Origin of the sequence: Actinoallomurus bryophytorum (assembly GCF_006716425.1) — a bacterium.
Classification (GTDB): domain Bacteria; phylum Actinomycetota; class Actinomycetes; order Streptosporangiales; family Streptosporangiaceae; genus Actinoallomurus; species Actinoallomurus bryophytorum.
Genome location: NZ_VFOZ01000001.1, coordinates 4,950,306 through 4,966,721, shown reverse-complemented (window position 1 = coordinate 4,966,721; position 16,416 = coordinate 4,950,306). Strand labels below are relative to the sequence as shown.

The following is a 16,416-nucleotide window of genomic DNA, read 5'->3' as shown; positions in this document are numbered from 1 at the left end:
CCATTCAGGATCGAATGGTCGCCATGCAGTCCCCGGCCCTCGCGTGAGGGTCGGGGACTGCATCGCTTTTCAGCGGATCGCTCAGGCTTCGCGTGGCTCTTTGGGAGGTGGGCCCTGATCTCCATTCCGGCATCCGCGGCGGACAGCTCTCGGATTACCAGGGTCAACCCGGCGATCGGGCGTACCTGGCCGATGGTGCCAGGCGGGGGCTTCGGCAACTCCTTCAGTGAGACCGCCCGCTTCATCGGTCCGGCTGTCCTGGCGCGCGACGTGCCGTACGGATCGGCGCGCGTGACCGGGAGGGCCAGAAGCGCGTCGAGGTGCCCGGCGAGCACAGCGACGGCGCGGTTGAGGGCAACCCCGGCGCGCTGGCGGCGGGGATGCCCGGGTGTCCGTCAACGAGCCGATGTCCGGGTCACGGGCCACGCTGGCACCGCTCAACCTCGGCATCGACACCCTCTTGCGGAGAGTCGTCATTGTCGTGGCGTCCTGGCACCAACGCGTTTGGGACCTGGTCGATCCCGTCCGAGTGGCCGGAGCTAACCCTCTCCCCGAGCTTCCGGTGGAGGCTGACGTAATCGGCTGGCATCCGGTCCAGCTCGGCGACGCCGCGCGTAATGGCGGTAACCATGTTCCTTTTCCAGGTTGTGCCAGCGGCACAGTGGCTGTCCGTTGTCCAGGTCGGTACGGCCGCCGCCGGCCCATGCCCTCTTGTGGTCGATGTCGGCCCATGCCGGCGGCCGGTCGCAGCCCTCTGCCGCACACCCGGCGTACACAGCAAGGTAGATGTCGCGTTGGGCCGGGGTGAACAGCCGTCGAGTGCGTCCCCAGTTCAGCGGCTGTCCGTGCGTGGTGAATCGATCGATGACCCGGCCGTCGGGACCGAGGTGGATCTTGCTGATGATCGCGTGATGACGGCGGAGCATCTCCCGGATCTGTGTGGCCGAGATGACGCTGCCGTACTCGGTGCGCCCCGGGGGAGCCTGTACGGCCGGAACACCGGGGTCGAGCGTGGCCGGAGTCGCGATCAGATGAACCCGCACCGGCGCGCCGCCCCGTTCGCGGTATCCATGGCACCCTGCGGTTTTCAGTGCGACCTCGCATGCCGCCACCAGGCCTTTCAGGCGGCGGTGTCCTGGGCGGCTCTCCCATCGTGGGCTGCCGGGATCTGGACGGGGAGCGAAGGCATCGATCGTCTTCTCCAAGATGGCGAAATCGGCCGCACCGAGGTCGCCGCGCAATACTCCTACGCCGTCCATCGTCTGGCCGATGTCCAAAAACGACTGACGTTCGATCTGGGCCCGCCGCCGCTCGGCATTCTCGCCGTTCAGTGTCAGCGCGACGCGGGCGGCGGCCTTGCGCAGCTGGCCCGGAGTCACCTCACCGGCCGCCTCGAGCAGGATGGGCTGCGCGATCTTCGCGATCCTTTCCGGAGTCCAGCCGGAAGCCGTGTCCGGAGCCGTCGTTTCCGGAGGCATTGTGTCGGGAGGCATTGTGTCGGGAGGCATTGTGTCTGCGGCCTTGTCGACGCCTTCGGCGATGGTGGCCACATCGCCGAACTCGATCTCGCCCGACTCGAAAACGGCGCGGGTTTCGTCCAGCAGGTGGAGGCGGGTCGCCGATGTAGCGAGCTGCTTCGCCTCCCACGGCCGCAGGCGACACCGGTGTCCTAGCCATGCTTGTAGCGATGGCGCGCCACCGGATGCGGGGCCGCCCAACGCCTCGAATCGCGCCAGCCGCCGTACCGCTTCCAGCTGCAGTTCGCCGACGGCTCGCAGGATCCGCGCGCACTCTTCGCCGAGCCCGTCTGTGCTGTACGCGTCGAGGTCACAGGCGGCAAGCTCGGTCAACCCGGCCCGGATCAATTCCAGGGCCGAGGTCGCCGAAGCTACGCTGCCCGAACTCATGTTCGAATGTTACTACATGCAGTTGCTCGATCGCATCCTGTAATTGAGGGCCGAAGTGTCCGCACCGACTTCGACAGGGGCGCAGGGCTGAAGCGGGTCACGCGAGTACCACTATCGCCGATCGACGGGATGGTCCCCGACCTCCAAGTGCGGGCTGTCGGGGACTGTCCCGGGGATGCACACGAAGGACTTTGAGCCTACGCGTGACCCTTTTCGGCGACGGCGATCTCGACGCACTCGCCGCCGTTCTGGCCACTGCGGGTCGACTTACGCCAGTCGTAGCTGTTCACGCGTCGGCCCTTTCGGCAACGGCGACCTCGACGCAGGTACCGCCGTTCTCGCCACTGCGAGTCGACTTACGCCAATCGTAGCTGTTCAGGTCCATCTCTCCTCGATCACCTTTCGGATGAAATCGATTGATTCTTCTTGGGAGAGCGCGAACGTCCTGATGGCCTCCCAGGCGGCCAATAGCTCAGCGATGTCCTCGCGGCTGCTCGTGACGATGCCTCGGATGATGGTTTCGACGTATCCCACCTCGGAGCCGTCGACGGTAGCGATGTTGAACGCGCCCGTAGAACGGGGGTTCTTCTCCGATCGTACGATCTGCAGCGTGAGACGCGGCCCCACGGATGCGATCAAATGCTCCAATTGGGCTCGCATGATTTTCACCTCGCCGCGTGTCCGGTAGAGCACCGCTTCGTCGAGCACGACATGCAGGGTGGGCGGGTGGTCCCTCGCCAGGATCTTCTGACGAGCCATGCGCTGGTCGACGGCCGCCTGATCAGCCGGGAGCAGCGCACGCGCGTACTCCTCCGTCTGTAGAAGGCCGGGAACCAGGGCTAGTTCGAAGGTCCGGAGAACGTCTGCCGCCGCCTCCTCGTCCACCCACTCGCGGAACCAGCCCGGCAGGCTCTCTCCGTCGAGTTGCTCGTAGACGTTCATGAGCGCGCCCGGCGGTACGCCCAGTTCGTGTTCGAGCGCGGTCACCTGCTCGGGGCGTGGGCGTAACTGACCGTTCTCGACGTTGCTCACCCACCCGTTCGTGTACCCGAGCGCACCGGCCAGCCCTTTCTGCGTGACGCCGGCCGCGTCCCGGAAGGTGCGTACCAAACGCCCCAAGGTGATGAGCGTCGGACTCCGATGCTTTGTCATATTGCCCCTTTCGCCGGATTCCACTGCGCCAAAAGTGTCTCAACGCCATTCCACTCCCAGGCACGAATGTGTGGGGAACTCGGTGGAAGGCGTTGAACCATTTCGATCGTAGAGCGCTCGGGCCAGTCTGTAGGGACGTATTCCGACAGGAGCACTTTATGATCACACCGACTCCGGAGGCGCGGGAGAGCGCCGACCGCTACGTCGACCGGCTCGTCGCCGCGTGCAAACTCAAGGGCTTGGTCACGGAGGTCATCGAGCCATCGACAAAACTCAAGATCGGCGCCTTGGGCGGCCACGCGCTGATGGCCGAGGTCATCTCCCTCCGCCCGGACGAGAACGAGGCGCTGGCCTGGCACTGGTCCTGGGGCGGGCCGATCTGCGCGGCCGGGGACATCGAGTACGCCGTCACGTCGATCCTGCACGTCATCTCGGACGCCCCGTGAAGTCCACCGGCTCAGGCGACGATCTGCTCAGGCCGCGTGAGGCGGCGCAGTTGTTCGGCGTCCGCCCCGCGACACTCGCGCAATGGTCACGCCAGGGCAAGCTCGCCGCGTTGTGCACCCCGGGAGCGCACCGCCGTTATTCACGCACGCAGATCAACGGAATTCTGAGCGAATACCCGAAGGCCACCGAGCCGGAATGGACCAACGGCGGCCGATCGGCCGGCAAGGGAATCACAGAGAAGGGCGGACGATGAACATGGGCGCGAACAGCGGCTCAGGAATCTGGTGGAATCCCGATGCGCCCGCCATCTGGCTCGGACCCCCGTCACCCGACTCACCCCGGCCGGCATCCGACGCCGACGCCTCGGGCGAAGACGAGGACACCTGACGCGATGGCCACCCCGTGACCAGCGGATCGCTGGGTGGTGGGGGAAATCCCCCAGCTGAAGTCGGGCGATTGCCTCGTTCCCCGCGATGTCCTGGGTTCGTAGCGTGACATCCATGACCGAAATGGGGAGTTCCTGTGATTGAGGCTCGTGGATTGACCAAACGCTACGGATCCACCGTCGCCGTCGACCGGCTCGACTTCGAGGTACGGCCCGGTGTCGTGACCGGATTTCTCGGCCCGAACGGTTCGGGGAAGTCCACCACGATGCGCATGATCCTGGGCCTGGACGAGCCGGACGCCGGAGACGCGCGGATCGGCGGGCGCCGGTACCGCGAGCTGGGCTGGCCGCTGCGCGAGGTCGGGGCCCTGCTCGAAGCAAGGGCGTTTCATCCCGGCAGGTCCGCCCGGTCCCACCTGAGGGCGCTGGCGGCGGGTAACGGTGTCCCGGACCGCCGGGTGGAGGAGGTCCTCGGCACGGTCGGTCTCGCCGGCGTCGGGCGGAGAAGGGCGGGGGCGTTCTCCCTCGGCATGGCCCAGCGGCTCGGTATCGCCGCGGCGCTGCTCGGCGACCCCGGCGTGCTGCTGTTCGACGAACCGGTCAACGGGCTGGACCCGGAGGGCATCCGCTGGATCCGCGACCTGCTGAAGTCGCTGGCCGCCGAAGGCCGTACGGTCTTCGTCTCCAGCCATCTGATCAGCGAGGTCGCGCTGACCGCCGAGCATCTCGTGGTGATCGGTCAGGGACGGCTGCTGGCGGACACGTCGGTCGCCGAGCTGACCGCCCGGTCGGCCTCGCTGGAGGACGCGTTCTTCGAGCTGACCCGTGACAGCGCCGAGTACCGAGGCGATCCGGCGATACGGGGCGGCGACCTCGCCGTGCCGAGAAAAGGAGGGACGTCATGACCACCGCGACGTGGGAGTCACGCGTACCGGCCGGGCACTACCGGTTCCGGCATGTGGCGCGGATGGAGTGGATCAAGCTGTGGAGCCTGCGCTCGACGTGGTGGACCCTGGCGATCACCTTCGCCGGCGCGGTCGGCATCGCCGTCGTCGTGGGAGCCAAGACCAAGGACGCGTCCGGTGACCTGACCAACAACGCGCTCGCCGGCGTAATCCCCGGGATGCTCACGATCGGCGTCCTGGGCGTGCTCGTCATGACCGGTGAGTACTCCTCCGGCGCGATCAGGTCCACCCTGGCCGTGGTACCCCACCGGCGGTTGCTGCTGGCCGCGAAGACCGCGGTGTACGGGGTCTCGGTGCTGGCGGTCGGAGAGGCCGGGGCGTTCATCGCGTTCCTGGCCGGCGGGGCCGCCCTGCCGGCCAGGGTGCCGGCTCCTTCACTCGGCCAGCCGGGCGTGCTGCGAGCGGTCGTGCTGACCGGTGTCGGGCTGTGCCTGATCGGGCTGCTCGGTCTCGGTATCGGCGCCATCGTCCGGCACACCGCCGCCGCCATCTCCGTACTCGTCGGCGGGGTGTTCGTGGTGGCGCAGTTCATCGCCATGATCGCCCGGCCGGTGATCGGATACGTTCCGATCTCGATCATCGGGGGCTCGCTCAGCGCGGTCACGCCACAGAGCGACGCGCAACATCACCTCCTGTCGGCGTGGTCCGGGCTCGCCATGCTCTGCCTGTACGCCGCCGTCGTGCTGGGGACCGGGGCATTGCTCCTGGTCCGCCGGGACGCCTGAGCGGACAATGGACGGATGAGCGCAGTGGCCACGGACCCGCCGAGTGCCGGGAGAACGCTCACCGCGTTCGTGACGGCGCCCTTCACACGCCGTGCCCGGGCCGAGCTGTCCTACCTCGTCGTCGTGGCGCCGATCGGCATCGCCGTGCCGGTCGGCGCCCTCGCGTTCCTCATGATCATGGGGTTCCTCGCGCCCGGCCCGGCCAAGCCGGAGAACGTCTCGTTCGCCGGCGTGGCCGTCGGTGCGGTGGTGCTGCTCGTTCTGGCGACCCGCCTCGCGCGGCGGCTCGGCTCGTTCCATCGCCGTCTGACGGCCCGGCTGCTCGGCGAGCGGGTCGAGGAGCCACCGTCGTTCCGTCCCGGCCGGGGCGTCCTCGGCCGGCTGGACCCCAGGCTCCGCGACGGCGCCGGCTGGCGCGCCGTGGCGTACCTGCTGCTGAGAGTGCCGGTCGCGGTGCTGGGGCTGTACGCCCTCGAGTACTGGGTCACCGGGTTGGCCAACCTGAGCTACCCGTTGTGGTGGGGGCTGTTCCGCAACCACCCGCCCGGTGTCCACCTGAGTCCGGTCCCGTTCCTGACGCCGCTTCGGACCCGTCCGTTCCACATCACCACCTACCCGGGGACGCTTCTCGTCTGTGCCGCAGGCGCGGCGTCGCTGCTGGTCGCGCCCTGGGTGAGCAGGGCGGTCGTGCTGGCGGACCGGTGGCTGACCCGCAACCTGCTCGGGCCCGGCAGGCTCACGCAGCGGGTCCGCGACCTGGAACAGACCCGGGCCCAGGCGGTGGACGATTCCGCCGCGCTGCTGCGCCGGCTCGAACGCGACCTCCACGACGGCGCGCAGGCCCGGCTGGCCGCGCTCGCGATGAACCTCGGCCTGGCCAAGGAGAAGCTCGGCGACGACGGCCCCGAGCTCGCCCAGATCCGCGAGCTGGTCGAGGCCGCCCACCAGGGCGCCAAAGACGCGCTCGGCGAGCTGCGCGACCTGGCCAGGGGCATCCACCCGGCGATCCTCGACACCGGTCTGCCCGATGCGCTGGCCGGCCTCGCCCTCGGCAGCGCCATCCCGGTCGAGGTGACCACCGACGTCCCCGACCGGCCCACACCCGCGATCGAGACGATCGCCTACTTCTGCGCGGCCGAGCTGCTCGCGAACGCCGTCAAGCACAGCCACGCCAAAACGATCACGATCCACCTGGCCGAACCGAACGGGTGGCTGCTGCTCACCGTGGCCGACGACGGCATCGGCGGGGCCGACCCGGCTCGCGGCACCGGCCTGTCCGGACTCACTCATCGCGTCGGTACCGTCGACGGCCACATGGACATCGCCAGCCCGCCCGGCGGGCCGACCCGCGTCAGCATCCGGCTGCCGCCGCACGCGTGAAAGCATCCGGAACATGCGTGTCGTGATCGCCGAAGACGCCGCGATGATGCGGGAGGGCCTCATCCGGCTGCTCGCCGACCGTGGCCACGAGGTATGCGCCGCCGTGGCCGACGGCGAGGCGCTGCTCACCGCCGTGGCCGAGCACGGTCCCGACGTCGCGGTGGTGGACATCCGGATGCCGCCCACCCACACCGACGAAGGGCTGCGCGCCGCCATCGCCATCCGTCGCGACCATCCGGCGACCGGGGTGCTGGTCTTCTCCCAGTACATCGAGCCCAGGTACGCCGCCCGGCTGCTCGAGGGCGGTGCCGCGAAGGTGGGCTACCTGCTGAAGGACCGGGTCGCCGACGTGGCCGACTTCACCGACGCGCTGACCCGGGTCGCCGAAGGCGGCACCGCGCTCGATCCCGAGGTCGTCGGCCAGCTCCTCCGCGCCGGCCGGCCCGGCCTGGACACACTGACACTCCGCGAGCGTGAGGTGCTCGCCCTGATGGCCGAGGGCCGGTCCAACGCCGGCATCGCCGCGAGCCTGTTCATCTCCACCGGGTCGGTGGAAAAGCACGTGGCCGGCATCTTCGCCAAACTCGGCCTCCCGCCCTCGCAGGGCGACAATCGCCGGGTGCTGGCGGTCCTGCACCACCTCCGATCGTGACACGAGACACCCGCCCTGGGGTCAGCCCTTGTGCTGTACGCGGTAGTCGCTCGGGCTCACGCCGTGGACCGAGCGGAACTGCCGGGAGAAGTAGAACGGGTCGGCGTAGCCGAGCGCGCGGGCGATCTCCGCGATGGGCTGGTCGGTGGTGTCGAGCAGCTCGCGGGCGCGCGACATCCGCAGGCGGGTCTGGTACTGCAGGACCCCGGTTCCGGTCGCACGGCGGAACAGCGCCGCGAAGTGTGACGGGCTCAACTGCGCGAGGGCCGCGAGCTCGGCGACGCTGATCCGCGTGGCCAGGTGCTCACGGAGATACTGCTGGGCCTGCTGGATCGCGTCACTCCTGCTCGCGGGTGCGCCCGTCCGGTCGGCGGCCAGCAGGGCGAGCAGATGCCACGCCGAGCCGGCCGCCGCCTGGCGGCTGCGGACCGAGTCGTCGCGCTCCATGCGGCCGAGGGCGTCCTCGACCAGGGAGACCGCCTGGTACAGGTCCCCGACGCGTACCACCGGCCTTTCCGTACCGGCCAGCACCGCGCCGACCAGCTCCGCCACGTCGGCGCCGCCGAGATGCAGCCACCAGATCGTCCAGGGCAGGTCGCCGGCGGCGCCGTACGAATGGGGCACGCCGGCCGGGATGACCAGAGCCTGACCGGTCTCCACGTCGTACCGCCCCGAGGGCAGCCGGCACCATCCCGCGCCGTCGGCGCAGACGATCACGATGGCCTGCGGGCTGCCCTCCGTACGGCTCCGCAGGTGGTCAGCTGCTGCGGGAAAGTAGCCGCAGTCGGTGACCAGGAGACGCGAGGTGACCGGAAGCCCGAGCGCCTCACGCATCAGCGGACGCGCGAGCACGTTGATCCGCTCGCCGGCGAAACCCTCGATCCGTGGCATGGCGTCATGTTCGCGGCCGATCGTCGTTTCGTCCAGGGAAACCGTTCCTTCGCACATTCCGGCGTGTCCGGGCACCTTCGTAGGCTCAGGCCATGCCGACCGACCACAGCAGGTTCGACCTGCCGCCCGTACCCGAGGAGCAGCGCGGCGAGTCGGTGGCGGTCTGGCGCGAGGACGTGCTGATCGACACGTACGAGCCGGCCGCCCCGGACGCCTACCCGGCGTTCCTGGAGGCCAGGGTGTACCAGGGCTCGTCCGGCCGGGTCTATCCGCTGCCGTTCTACGAGCGGATCTCCGAGACCAAGGCGCCGATGCGCTGGGACGCGGTGCACCTGGAGAACGCCTGGCTGCGGCTGATGATCCTGCCCGCCCTCGGCGGCCGCATCCACGTCGGGTACGACAAGACCGCCGGCTATGACTTCTTCTACCGCAACAACGTGATCAAGCCGGCGCTGGTCGGGCTGGCCGGGCCGTGGATCTCCGGCGGGGTGGAGTTCAACTGGCCCCAGCACCACCGGCCGGGCACGTTCCTTCCCGTCGACGTCGAGATCGAGCACGAGCCGGACGGCGCCGTGACCGTGTGGTGCTCCGACCACGACCCGCTTTCCCGGATGAAGGGCATGCACGGCGTACGGCTGCGGCCCGGCAGCGCCGTCGTGGAGCTGCGGGTGCGGCTGTACAACCGGACCGAGGACGTGCGGACGTTCCTGTGGTGGGCCAACGTCGCGGCGCACGCGAACGATGACTACCAGTCGTTCTTCCCCACGGACGTGCGTTTCGTGGCCGACCACGCCAAACGGGCGATGACCACCTTCCCGCGCGCCGAAGGGCGTTACTACGGGATCGACTATCCGGCGCGGGCCGTGGACGGCGGCGACGGCGACCGGCTGGACTGGTACCGCAACATCCCGGTCCCGACCTCGTACATGTGCCTGGGCAGTGAGGACGACTTCTTCGGCGGGTACGACCACGGCGCGCAGGCGGGCTTCGTGCACTGGGCCGACCATCGCATCGCGCCGGGCAAGAAGCAGTGGACCTGGGGAAACGCGCCGTTCGGCTGGGCGTGGGATCGCAACCTCACCGACGGCGACGGCCCGTACGTCGAGCTGATGGCCGGGGTCTTCACCGACAACCAGCCGGACTTCTCCTTCCTCGCCCCGGGCGAGACGAGGACCTTCAGCCAGTACTGGTACCCGATCCAGCGGATCGGCCCGGCACACCAGGCCAACCTGCACGCCGCGGTCAGCCTGACGCTCGGCTCCGGCTCCGTACGCGTCGGCGCGGCGGTCACCGCCATACGCCCCGGCTGCGTGCTGCGGCTGCGAGGCACCGGCGGTGACCTCCTGTGGGAGACGACGACGGACCTGGCGCCCGGCTCACCTCTCGTGGCGGACGTCCCGTTGACCGGCGCGTACGACGCCACGGACCTGGAGCTGACGGTCGAGCACGAGGGCACGACTCTGATCGCGTGGCGCCCCCGTACCGCCCCCGCCGGGGTCACACCGCCCGAGCCCGCCACCGAGCCGCCGGCGCCCGGCGAGATCGCCTCGGCCGACGAACTGTACGTCACCGGCCTGCACCTGGAGCAGTACCGCCACGCGACGCGGTCCCCGGAGCCGTACTGGGAGGAGGCGCTGCGCCGCGACCCGCACGACTTCCGCTGCGCGATCGCGCTCGCCGCCCGCCGCCACCGCGACGGGGCCTACGACCAGGCGGAACTCCTGCTGCGGCGGGCCGTCGACCGCCAGACCCTGCGCAACCCGAACCCCTACGACGGCGAGGCGTACTACCGCCTGGGGCTGGCCCTCATCCGGCTGGACCGGCACGCGGAGGCGTACGACGCGCTGGCCAAGGCGTCCTGGAACTCCGCCTGGCGGGCCCCGGCGCACTGGGCGCTGGCCCGGCTGGACTGCCGGGAGGCGCGGTGGGACGCCGCCCTGGACCATCTCGACGCGGCGCTGTCCGCCGAGGCGGGCCTGCTCCAGGCGCATGACCTGCGGGTCCTGGTGCTGCGCCGGCTCGAGCGTGCGACGGAGGCGGACGCCGGGCTGGCCGCGGTACGCCGGCTCGACCCGCTCGACTGGTGGGCCCGCGACCTGGCCGGCCTGCCGCTGGACTGCGACGCCCAGACCTGTCTCGACATCGCCCTGGAGTACGCCGCCGCCGGGTTCACTGCCGATGCGCTGCGGGTCCTGGACCGAGCGGAGGAGCGCCTCGCCGAGGAGTCCGAGGTCACGGGCGCCTGGCCGCACCCGCGGTCGGGGGCCGGGCCGCTGCTCGCCTACCACCGCGCCGACCTGCTTGCCGGACGGGGCGACGAGGACGGTGCCCGCGCCGCGGTGGCCGCCGTACGCACGCTCGAATACTGCTTCCCGAACCGCCCCGAGGACGCGCTCGTGCTGTCCCGCGCGCTCGACCGCGACCCGGCCGACGCGCGCGCGGCCTCGCTGCTGGGCGACTGGCTCCACCACCATCATCGCCACGACGACGCCATCGCCTGCTGGCGGCGGGCCGTCGAGCACGACCCGTCCGACGTCGTGGCCTGGCGCAACCTCGGGGTCGCCGCCTTCAACGTCCACGGCGACACGCCCGCGGCCATGGCCTGCTACGACCGCGCTCTCGCCCTCGCGCCGGGCGATGCGAAGCTCTGGTACGAGTCGGACCAGCTGGCCAAGCGCACCGGCACTCCGCCGCGGGAACGCCTGACCCGGCTGGAGGACCGCCGCGACACCGTGGCGGCCCGCGACGACCTGACCATCGAGTACGTCCTCCTGCTCGTGGCCACCGGCCAGGCCGGCCGTGCCCTCGACGTGCTGACCGGCCGGCGTTTCCAGCCCTGGGAGGGCGGCGAGGGACAGGTCCTGTACGCCTGGGAGCAGACCCGGCTGTCGCTGGCCCGCGCCGCGCTGACGGCAGGCGACGCCGATGGGGCCGAGACCCACGCGCGCGCCGCGCTGGAGCCGCCCGAGACCCTGGGCGAGGCCCGCCACCCGCTGGCGAACTGCGCCGACCTGCTCCTCATGCTCGGGGACGCGCTCGCCGCGGCCGGCCGGCCCGAGGCGGCCCGTGATGCCTGGACCGCGGCGGCGACCGCGGACGGGGACTTCCAGGAGATGAGCACCCGGCCGTACAGCGAGATGACCTACTTCTCCGCTCTGGCCTGGCGCCGGCTGGGCAAGGACGGCGAGGCCCTGGTCGACGGGCTGGAGAGCTATGTCGCGGAGCTGAGGTCCACCCCGGCCCGTATCGACTACTTCGCCACGTCCCTGCCGACGATGCTGCTGTTCACCGACGACCTCCAGGCGCGGCACGAGACGACGGCCACCTTCCTGGAAGCCCAGGCCGCGGAGCTGCGCGGGCGGCGGGACGAGGCGCGGGCCGGGATCGCGACGGTGCTCGGCCGCGACCCGAACCATCTCGCGGCCATCACGTTCGGCGCGCGGTCGTGCGCCTCGTACCGGCACATCCACGTCGGTCCGGCATGCGCCGGGTGACCCCTGACAATTCCCTGTGAATCCGCCGGGCGTTCCCCTCGGCCTCTTCCCTTCGAGCCTGGTGGGCGGCGTTCGCGTGCCGCCGGGCTCCCAGGAATCGCCCAGGTCTTCCCAGAGCGCGGTCAACCTGCGGCAACAGTCTGAGGACCTCCACCGACCGGAGGGACCCACCGCCATGCCGACCACGATCGACCGGCCGAGCCGGCTCACCAGGCCGCCCGCGGCCAGATTCGCGGGCGCCGTCCGCTCGGAGTGGACCAAGCTCCGCACGCTGCCGTCGACGGCCTGGACCGTCCTCGTGGCGGCGGCCCTGGGAGTGGGGTTCGGGGCGCTCCTGAGCTACGCGGGCGGGCGGAAGTACACGACGCTCGCACCGGCCGACCAGGCGAGCTTCGACCCCACGGCGACCAGCCTCAGCGGGCACGTCATGGCGCAGCAGGCCATCGCCGTGCTGGGCATTCTCGTCATCACCTCCGAGTACGCGACCGGCATGATCAGTACCAGCCTCACGGCGGTGCCCCGGCGTGCCCGGCTGCTCGGCGCCAAGGCGATGGTCCTCGCCGTCGTCGCGCTCGCCGTGAGCGAGGTGATCGGGTTCGGCATGTTCTTCACCGGGCAGGCCGTGCTGGCCGCTCAGGGCGTTCCCCACGCCGGCCTGGGCGAGCCGCACGTCCTGCGGGCGGTCATCGGCGCCGGCCTCTACCTGGCCGTCGTCGGGCTGCTCGGCGTGGCCGTCGGAACGCTCGTGAGGGCCACGGCGGGCGCGGTCGCGACCATGGTCGCGGTCACGCTGCTCGTGCCGATATTCGCGACGGCGCTGCCCGAGTCCTGGTCCCGCGTCGTGGGACGGTTCTGGCCCACCATGGCGGGCCAGCAGATCATGGCCGCCGGGCACGGCGCGCACGCGCTCGGGCCGTGGGCGGGGTTCGGGCTGCTGTGCGCGGCCGTGGGCGTCGTCCTCGGCGCCGCGCTCGTCGTCTTCGGGACCCGCGATGCGTGAGGTCGTCAGGGCGATGTCCGCGGTCGCCGCCGCGTACGCCGCCATGGGCGTGGTCGCGATGTCCGGACTGCTGCTGCTCGGCGCCGACGGCGTGGCCCGGCTCGCCGTGGCGACGGTGACGATGGCGGGCGGCGGCGGCATCGACGTGACCGGCGAGCTGCCGCAGGCACAGCGGCTGGGGGCGAGCCTGCACGGCGGGCTCGACGTCATGCCGCTCGGTGTGTCGCTCGCCGGGGTCCTCGTGCTGGTCGTCGCGCTCCGGCGCCCGGCGGCGTCCCCGCGCGCGCTGGTGGTCCGGCTGGGCACCGCGGCGGTGGCGTTCCCCGCCGTTCTCACTCTGTCGGCGTCCGCCGGGCACGGCCGGCTCGCGCTCGGCCGACCCTGCGTGCACGGCCCGTACGGCCTGTCGGGATGCGCGACCGACGACCGCGCGCCGGCCGGCGGGCTCACGCTGGACTACCACCCCGACCTGGGACGGACCCTGCTGGGCGGGCTGGTCTGGGTGCTCGTGGTGCTCGCCCTGGTGGCCCTCCTCCAGTGCCGGCCGGACGCGCGGGCCCTTCGCCTGCCCGCGGCCCTGTCCTGGATGAGGCCGGCCGTCTCGGTCTCGGCGACGGTGATCCTCTGCGCGGCACTGGCCGTGGAGGCCGCGGGCCTGCTCGTCGCGCTCGTGCACGGGCCGAAGGCGGCCGGCGCGGTCGTGCTCGTGGCTCCCAACGCGGCCTTCGCGGCGTTCGGCATGGGCATCGGGGTCCCGTGGTCCGCGGCGCGCTCGACGCCCGGAGGTCCGGTCGCCATGACGGGCATCGCGCACGGCCAGGCATGGCTGCCGCCGATCGCGTTCGCGGTGACGACCCTGGCTGTCATCGGCGTGCTCACCGCCGCGCGTACTCCCGTCCCGCCCGGCGTGGCGTGGCGGCGGGTGCGGGCGGCCCGGCTCGGCCTGCCCCTGGGGGTGCTGAGCGCCGGCATGACCGCGGCGGCCGGAGCGTCGGCCCACCTCGGCGTCTCGGTCTTCGGCTTCGCCGTCACCGTCCTCGGCCTGCGCTGCGACGGTGACATCCTGGTGGCCCTGGCACTCGGATCGGCCGCCGGCGCGGTCGCCGGGACCACGGGATGCCTCCTGCTGGACCTCGGCCGGCAGGCGACGACGGACCGGGTGAGGACGGCATGGAACTCACGGAAGACGCCGACGGTGTGATCAGCCTTCTCGTCGTCGACGACGAACCCGTCGTGCGGGAGTTGCTGTCGGCCAGCCTGCGGTTCGCCGGGTTCGCGGTCACCTCCGCGGCCTGCGGGCAGGAGGCGGTGGCCCTGGCCGTACGCGAGCCTCCCGACCTCATCGTCCTCGACGTGATGCTGCCCGACATCGACGGGTTCGAGGTGGTCCGGCGCCTCGGCGAGCGCGCCGTCCGTACGGCCGGCGGCCACGTCCCGGTCCTCTTCCTCACCGCTCGCGACACCACCCAGGACAAGATCGACGGGTTGACCGCCGGCGGCGACGACTACGTGACCAAGCCCTTCAGCGTGGAGGAGCTGATCGCCCGCATCCGCGCGATCCTGCGACGCGTCGGCGGACGCGGCGGTGACGAGACGCTGACCGTGGCCGATCTGGTGCTGGACCGCGAGGGGCACCAGGTACGCCGGGCGGACCGCCCGGTGCGGCTGTCCCCCACGGAGTTCCGGCTGCTGCTCTTCCTGATGGAGAACGCCGGACGCGTCGTGTCGAAGACGCAGATCCTGGACCGGGTCTGGCAGTACGACTTCGGCGGCGACGAGAGCATCGTCGAGTCCTACATCAGCTATCTGCGCCGCAAGATCGACACCACCGGGCCCAAGCTGATCCATACCGTGTGGGGCGCGGGATACGTCCTGCGCAGGCCGGCCCCATGACGGCCGTCGCACGGACGGCGCGGCGGCTGACCCGGATCTCGCTGCGCGCCCGGCTCCTCGCGATCGCCATGGTCCTGCTGGTCGCGGGGCTCGTGGTGAGCAACCTCCTCGTCATCGGCGCGCTCCGCGGCCATCTGGAGAAGCGAGTGGACGAGCAGGTGCGGCCGCTCGCGACGGCGTTCTCCCGCCTGCCTCCCCAGGTGGTGCCGCCGGATCGCACTCTCTCGCGCGGCCTGACCGGGCGCAGCGACCTGCTCACCGACCTCTACGTCGCCCACCTCACCCAGGACGGCACGATCGACGCCGTTCTGCGCACGACCGAGTCCGGACGGCCGCGGCTCCCCCGGCTGGACCCGGCGGCGGTGGCGGCACGCGACGGCCGCCCGTTCGAGGTGGCGGGCCGTGGTGGCGGCGACCGGTGGCGCGTGGTCGCCCTGCGGCATGCCTCGGGCGGCAGTGTGGTCGTGGCGGCCTCGCTGCACGGCGTCGACGCCACGATCGGGCGGCTGCGGGCCGACTGCGCGCTCATCGGCGTCGGCGTGCTGGTGCTGCTCGGGACCGCGGGCTGGTTCGCGGTACGCGCGGGGCTGCGTCCGCTGCACCGGATCGAGGCGACGGCGGCCGCCATCGCCGGCGGGGACCTGTCGCACCGGATCCCCGACCTCGCCGCGCCCGGCACCGAGGTCGGCCGGCTGTCGGCGGCGCTGAACGGGATGCTGACGCAGCTCGAAACCGCCTTCGACGCACGCGCCGGCTCGGAGGCGAGGATGCGCCGTTTCGTCGCCGACGCCAGCCACGAGCTGCGTACCCCGCTGTCCGGCATCAAGGGCTTCGCCGAGCTCTACCGCATGGGCGGCCTGCCGGAACGCTCCGACGTCGACCGCACCATGCTCCGGATCGAGAGTGAGGCCACCCGGCTGGCCCGGCTGGTGGAGGACCTGCTGCTCCTGGCGCGGCTGGACGGCCACCACGGCAGCGGCGACCTGCCCCTGCACCCGGCGCCGATGGACATGCGGACCCTGGCCGCCGACGCGCTCCACGACGTACGCGCCTTGGATCCGGGCCGCCCCGTGCGCCTGACCGGCCTGGACGGCGGCCCGTCCACGACCGCGCCCGTGCTGGGAGACGAGTCCCGGCTGCGCCAGGCCGTGACCAACCTGGTGGGCAACGCCGTCACCCACACTCCGCCCGGCACTCCGGTGCGCATCACGGTCGGCACCGAGGGGACCGAGGCGGTCCTGACCGTGGAGGACGACGGTCCGGGGCTGACCGGCGAGCAGGCGTCGATGGTGTTCGAGCGGTTCTACCGGGCCGACGCCTCCCGGACCAGGACCGGCGAGGGCGGGGCCGGGCTGGGTCTGGCCATCGTGGCCTCGGTGGTGGCCGCGCACGACGGGCGGGTCGAGCTGAGGACGGCGCCGGGTGAGGGCGCGGTCTTCCGCATGGTCCTGCCGGCCGCTCTCTTGGACGACACCGCCTGAACGTCGCGAGATCTGTGCGATTCTGTGCACCGGCGACCGAAAGG

At 71.4% G+C, this 16,416-nt stretch carries 16 protein-coding genes; 11 read left to right on the top strand and 5 right to left on the bottom strand.

Annotated elements, in window-relative coordinates; genetic code table 11:
* Nucleotides 1-539: 539 nt before the first annotated feature.
* The 4 genes from FB559_RS23475 to FB559_RS23460 form a co-directional block, all read right to left on the bottom strand.
* A complete protein-coding gene (locus FB559_RS23475) occupies nucleotides 540-1,907 on the bottom strand; it encodes an HNH endonuclease signature motif containing protein (RefSeq protein ID WP_141957677.1) in 1,368 nt (455 codons plus the stop codon).
* Nucleotides 1,908-2,104: 197 nt separating this feature from the next.
* A complete protein-coding gene (locus tag FB559_RS23470) occupies nucleotides 2,105-2,197 on the bottom strand; it encodes a DUF397 domain-containing protein (protein ID WP_185792365.1) in 93 nt (30 codons plus the stop codon).
* A complete protein-coding gene (locus FB559_RS46805; protein WP_141957673.1) occupies nucleotides 2,194-2,292 on the bottom strand; it encodes a DUF397 domain-containing protein in 99 nt (32 codons plus the stop codon). Before FB559_RS46805 ends, FB559_RS23470 begins: the two co-directional genes overlap by 4 nt.
* Nucleotides 2,283-3,017, bottom strand: a complete 735-nt coding sequence (locus tag FB559_RS23460; protein WP_185792364.1) for a helix-turn-helix domain-containing protein — start codon at nucleotides 3,015-3,017, stop codon at nucleotides 2,283-2,285. Before FB559_RS23460 ends, FB559_RS46805 begins: the two co-directional genes overlap by 10 nt.
* Nucleotides 3,018-3,217: 200 nt before the next feature.
* On the opposite strand from FB559_RS23460, the gene FB559_RS44070 reads away from it, so the two are divergent.
* The 6 genes from FB559_RS44070 to FB559_RS23435 all read left to right on the top strand — a co-directional run bounded on the left by FB559_RS44070 (nucleotide 3,218) and on the right by FB559_RS23435 (nucleotide 7,613).
* Entirely contained in the window at nucleotides 3,218-3,505 is a 288-nt protein-coding gene (locus FB559_RS44070) for a hypothetical protein (RefSeq protein ID WP_185792363.1), read from the top strand.
* Nucleotides 3,502-3,759 (top strand): helix-turn-helix domain-containing protein, encoded by a 258-nt coding sequence (locus FB559_RS44065; RefSeq protein WP_185792362.1) that lies wholly within the window; start codon nucleotides 3,502-3,504, stop codon nucleotides 3,757-3,759. The genes FB559_RS44070 and FB559_RS44065 overlap by 4 nt, the downstream gene beginning before the upstream one ends.
* A 269-nt stretch (nucleotides 3,760-4,028) precedes the next feature.
* On the top strand, nucleotides 4,029-4,796 hold the full coding sequence (locus FB559_RS23450; RefSeq protein WP_141957668.1) for an ABC transporter ATP-binding protein: 768 nt from the start codon (nucleotides 4,029-4,031) through the stop codon (nucleotides 4,794-4,796).
* Complete coding sequence (locus tag FB559_RS23445; protein ID WP_141957666.1) at nucleotides 4,793-5,581, top strand: ABC transporter permease; 789 nt, start codon at nucleotides 4,793-4,795, stop codon at nucleotides 5,579-5,581. The genes FB559_RS23450 and FB559_RS23445 overlap by 4 nt, the downstream gene beginning before the upstream one ends.
* 15 nt (nucleotides 5,582-5,596) lie before the next feature.
* Nucleotides 5,597-6,961: a sensor histidine kinase gene (locus tag FB559_RS23440; RefSeq protein WP_141957664.1), complete on the top strand. Its 1,365-nt coding sequence runs from the start codon at nucleotides 5,597-5,599 to the stop codon at nucleotides 6,959-6,961.
* A 13-nt stretch (nucleotides 6,962-6,974) separates the two neighbouring features.
* The gene (locus FB559_RS23435) at nucleotides 6,975-7,613 is read left to right on the top strand and encodes a response regulator transcription factor (protein WP_141957662.1); all 639 of its coding nucleotides are present in this window, start codon (nucleotides 6,975-6,977) and stop codon (nucleotides 7,611-7,613) included.
* 21 nt (nucleotides 7,614-7,634) lie between these two features.
* On the opposite strand, the gene FB559_RS23430 is transcribed toward FB559_RS23435, so the two are convergent.
* Nucleotides 7,635-8,504, bottom strand: coding sequence for an AraC family transcriptional regulator (locus FB559_RS23430; protein ID WP_141957661.1), 870 nt, complete (start codon nucleotides 8,502-8,504; stop codon nucleotides 7,635-7,637).
* 92 nt (nucleotides 8,505-8,596) lie between these two features.
* On the opposite strand from FB559_RS23430, the gene FB559_RS23425 reads away from it, so the two are divergent.
* From FB559_RS23425 to FB559_RS23405, 5 genes are all read left to right on the top strand, one after another.
* On the top strand, nucleotides 8,597-11,998 hold the full coding sequence (locus FB559_RS23425; protein WP_141957659.1) for a tetratricopeptide repeat protein: 3,402 nt from the start codon (nucleotides 8,597-8,599) through the stop codon (nucleotides 11,996-11,998).
* A 175-nt stretch (nucleotides 11,999-12,173) separates the two neighbouring features.
* Nucleotides 12,174-12,998 (top strand): ABC transporter permease, encoded by an 825-nt coding sequence (locus FB559_RS23420; protein ID WP_141957657.1) that lies wholly within the window; start codon nucleotides 12,174-12,176, stop codon nucleotides 12,996-12,998.
* Nucleotides 12,991-14,199, top strand: coding sequence for a streptophobe family protein (locus FB559_RS23415; protein WP_141957655.1), 1,209 nt, complete (start codon nucleotides 12,991-12,993; stop codon nucleotides 14,197-14,199). Before FB559_RS23420 ends, FB559_RS23415 begins: the two co-directional genes overlap by 8 nt.
* The gene (locus FB559_RS23410) at nucleotides 14,169-14,891 is read left to right on the top strand and encodes a response regulator transcription factor (RefSeq protein ID WP_141957654.1); all 723 of its coding nucleotides are present in this window, start codon (nucleotides 14,169-14,171) and stop codon (nucleotides 14,889-14,891) included. Before FB559_RS23415 ends, FB559_RS23410 begins: the two co-directional genes overlap by 31 nt.
* Nucleotides 14,888-16,372: a sensor histidine kinase gene (locus FB559_RS23405; RefSeq protein WP_141957652.1), complete on the top strand. Its 1,485-nt coding sequence runs from the start codon at nucleotides 14,888-14,890 to the stop codon at nucleotides 16,370-16,372. Before FB559_RS23410 ends, FB559_RS23405 begins: the two co-directional genes overlap by 4 nt.
* Nucleotides 16,373-16,416 lie beyond the last annotated feature (44 nt).

Coding starts and splice junctions, on each gene's coding strand:
- FB559_RS23475 (WP_141957677.1), bottom strand. CDS start 1,907: ATGAGTTCGGGCAGCGTAGCTTCGGCGACCTCGGCCCTGGAATTGATC.
- FB559_RS46805 (WP_141957673.1), bottom strand. CDS start 2,292: ATGGACCTGAACAGCTACGATTGGCGTAAGTCGACTCGCAGTGGCGAG.
- FB559_RS44070 (WP_185792363.1), top strand. CDS start 3,218: ATGATCACACCGACTCCGGAGGCGCGGGAGAGCGCCGACCGCTACGTC.
- FB559_RS23445 (WP_141957666.1), top strand. CDS start 4,793: ATGACCACCGCGACGTGGGAGTCACGCGTACCGGCCGGGCACTACCGG.
- FB559_RS23440 (WP_141957664.1), top strand. CDS start 5,597: ATGAGCGCAGTGGCCACGGACCCGCCGAGTGCCGGGAGAACGCTCACC.
- FB559_RS23435 (WP_141957662.1), top strand. CDS start 6,975: ATGCGTGTCGTGATCGCCGAAGACGCCGCGATGATGCGGGAGGGCCTC.
- FB559_RS23430 (WP_141957661.1), bottom strand. CDS start 8,504: ATGCCACGGATCGAGGGTTTCGCCGGCGAGCGGATCAACGTGCTCGCG.
- FB559_RS23425 (WP_141957659.1), top strand. CDS start 8,597: ATGCCGACCGACCACAGCAGGTTCGACCTGCCGCCCGTACCCGAGGAG.
- FB559_RS23420 (WP_141957657.1), top strand. CDS start 12,174: ATGCCGACCACGATCGACCGGCCGAGCCGGCTCACCAGGCCGCCCGCG.
- FB559_RS23415 (WP_141957655.1), top strand. CDS start 12,991: ATGCGTGAGGTCGTCAGGGCGATGTCCGCGGTCGCCGCCGCGTACGCC.
- FB559_RS23410 (WP_141957654.1), top strand. CDS start 14,169: ATGGAACTCACGGAAGACGCCGACGGTGTGATCAGCCTTCTCGTCGTC.
- FB559_RS23405 (WP_141957652.1), top strand. CDS start 14,888: ATGACGGCCGTCGCACGGACGGCGCGGCGGCTGACCCGGATCTCGCTG.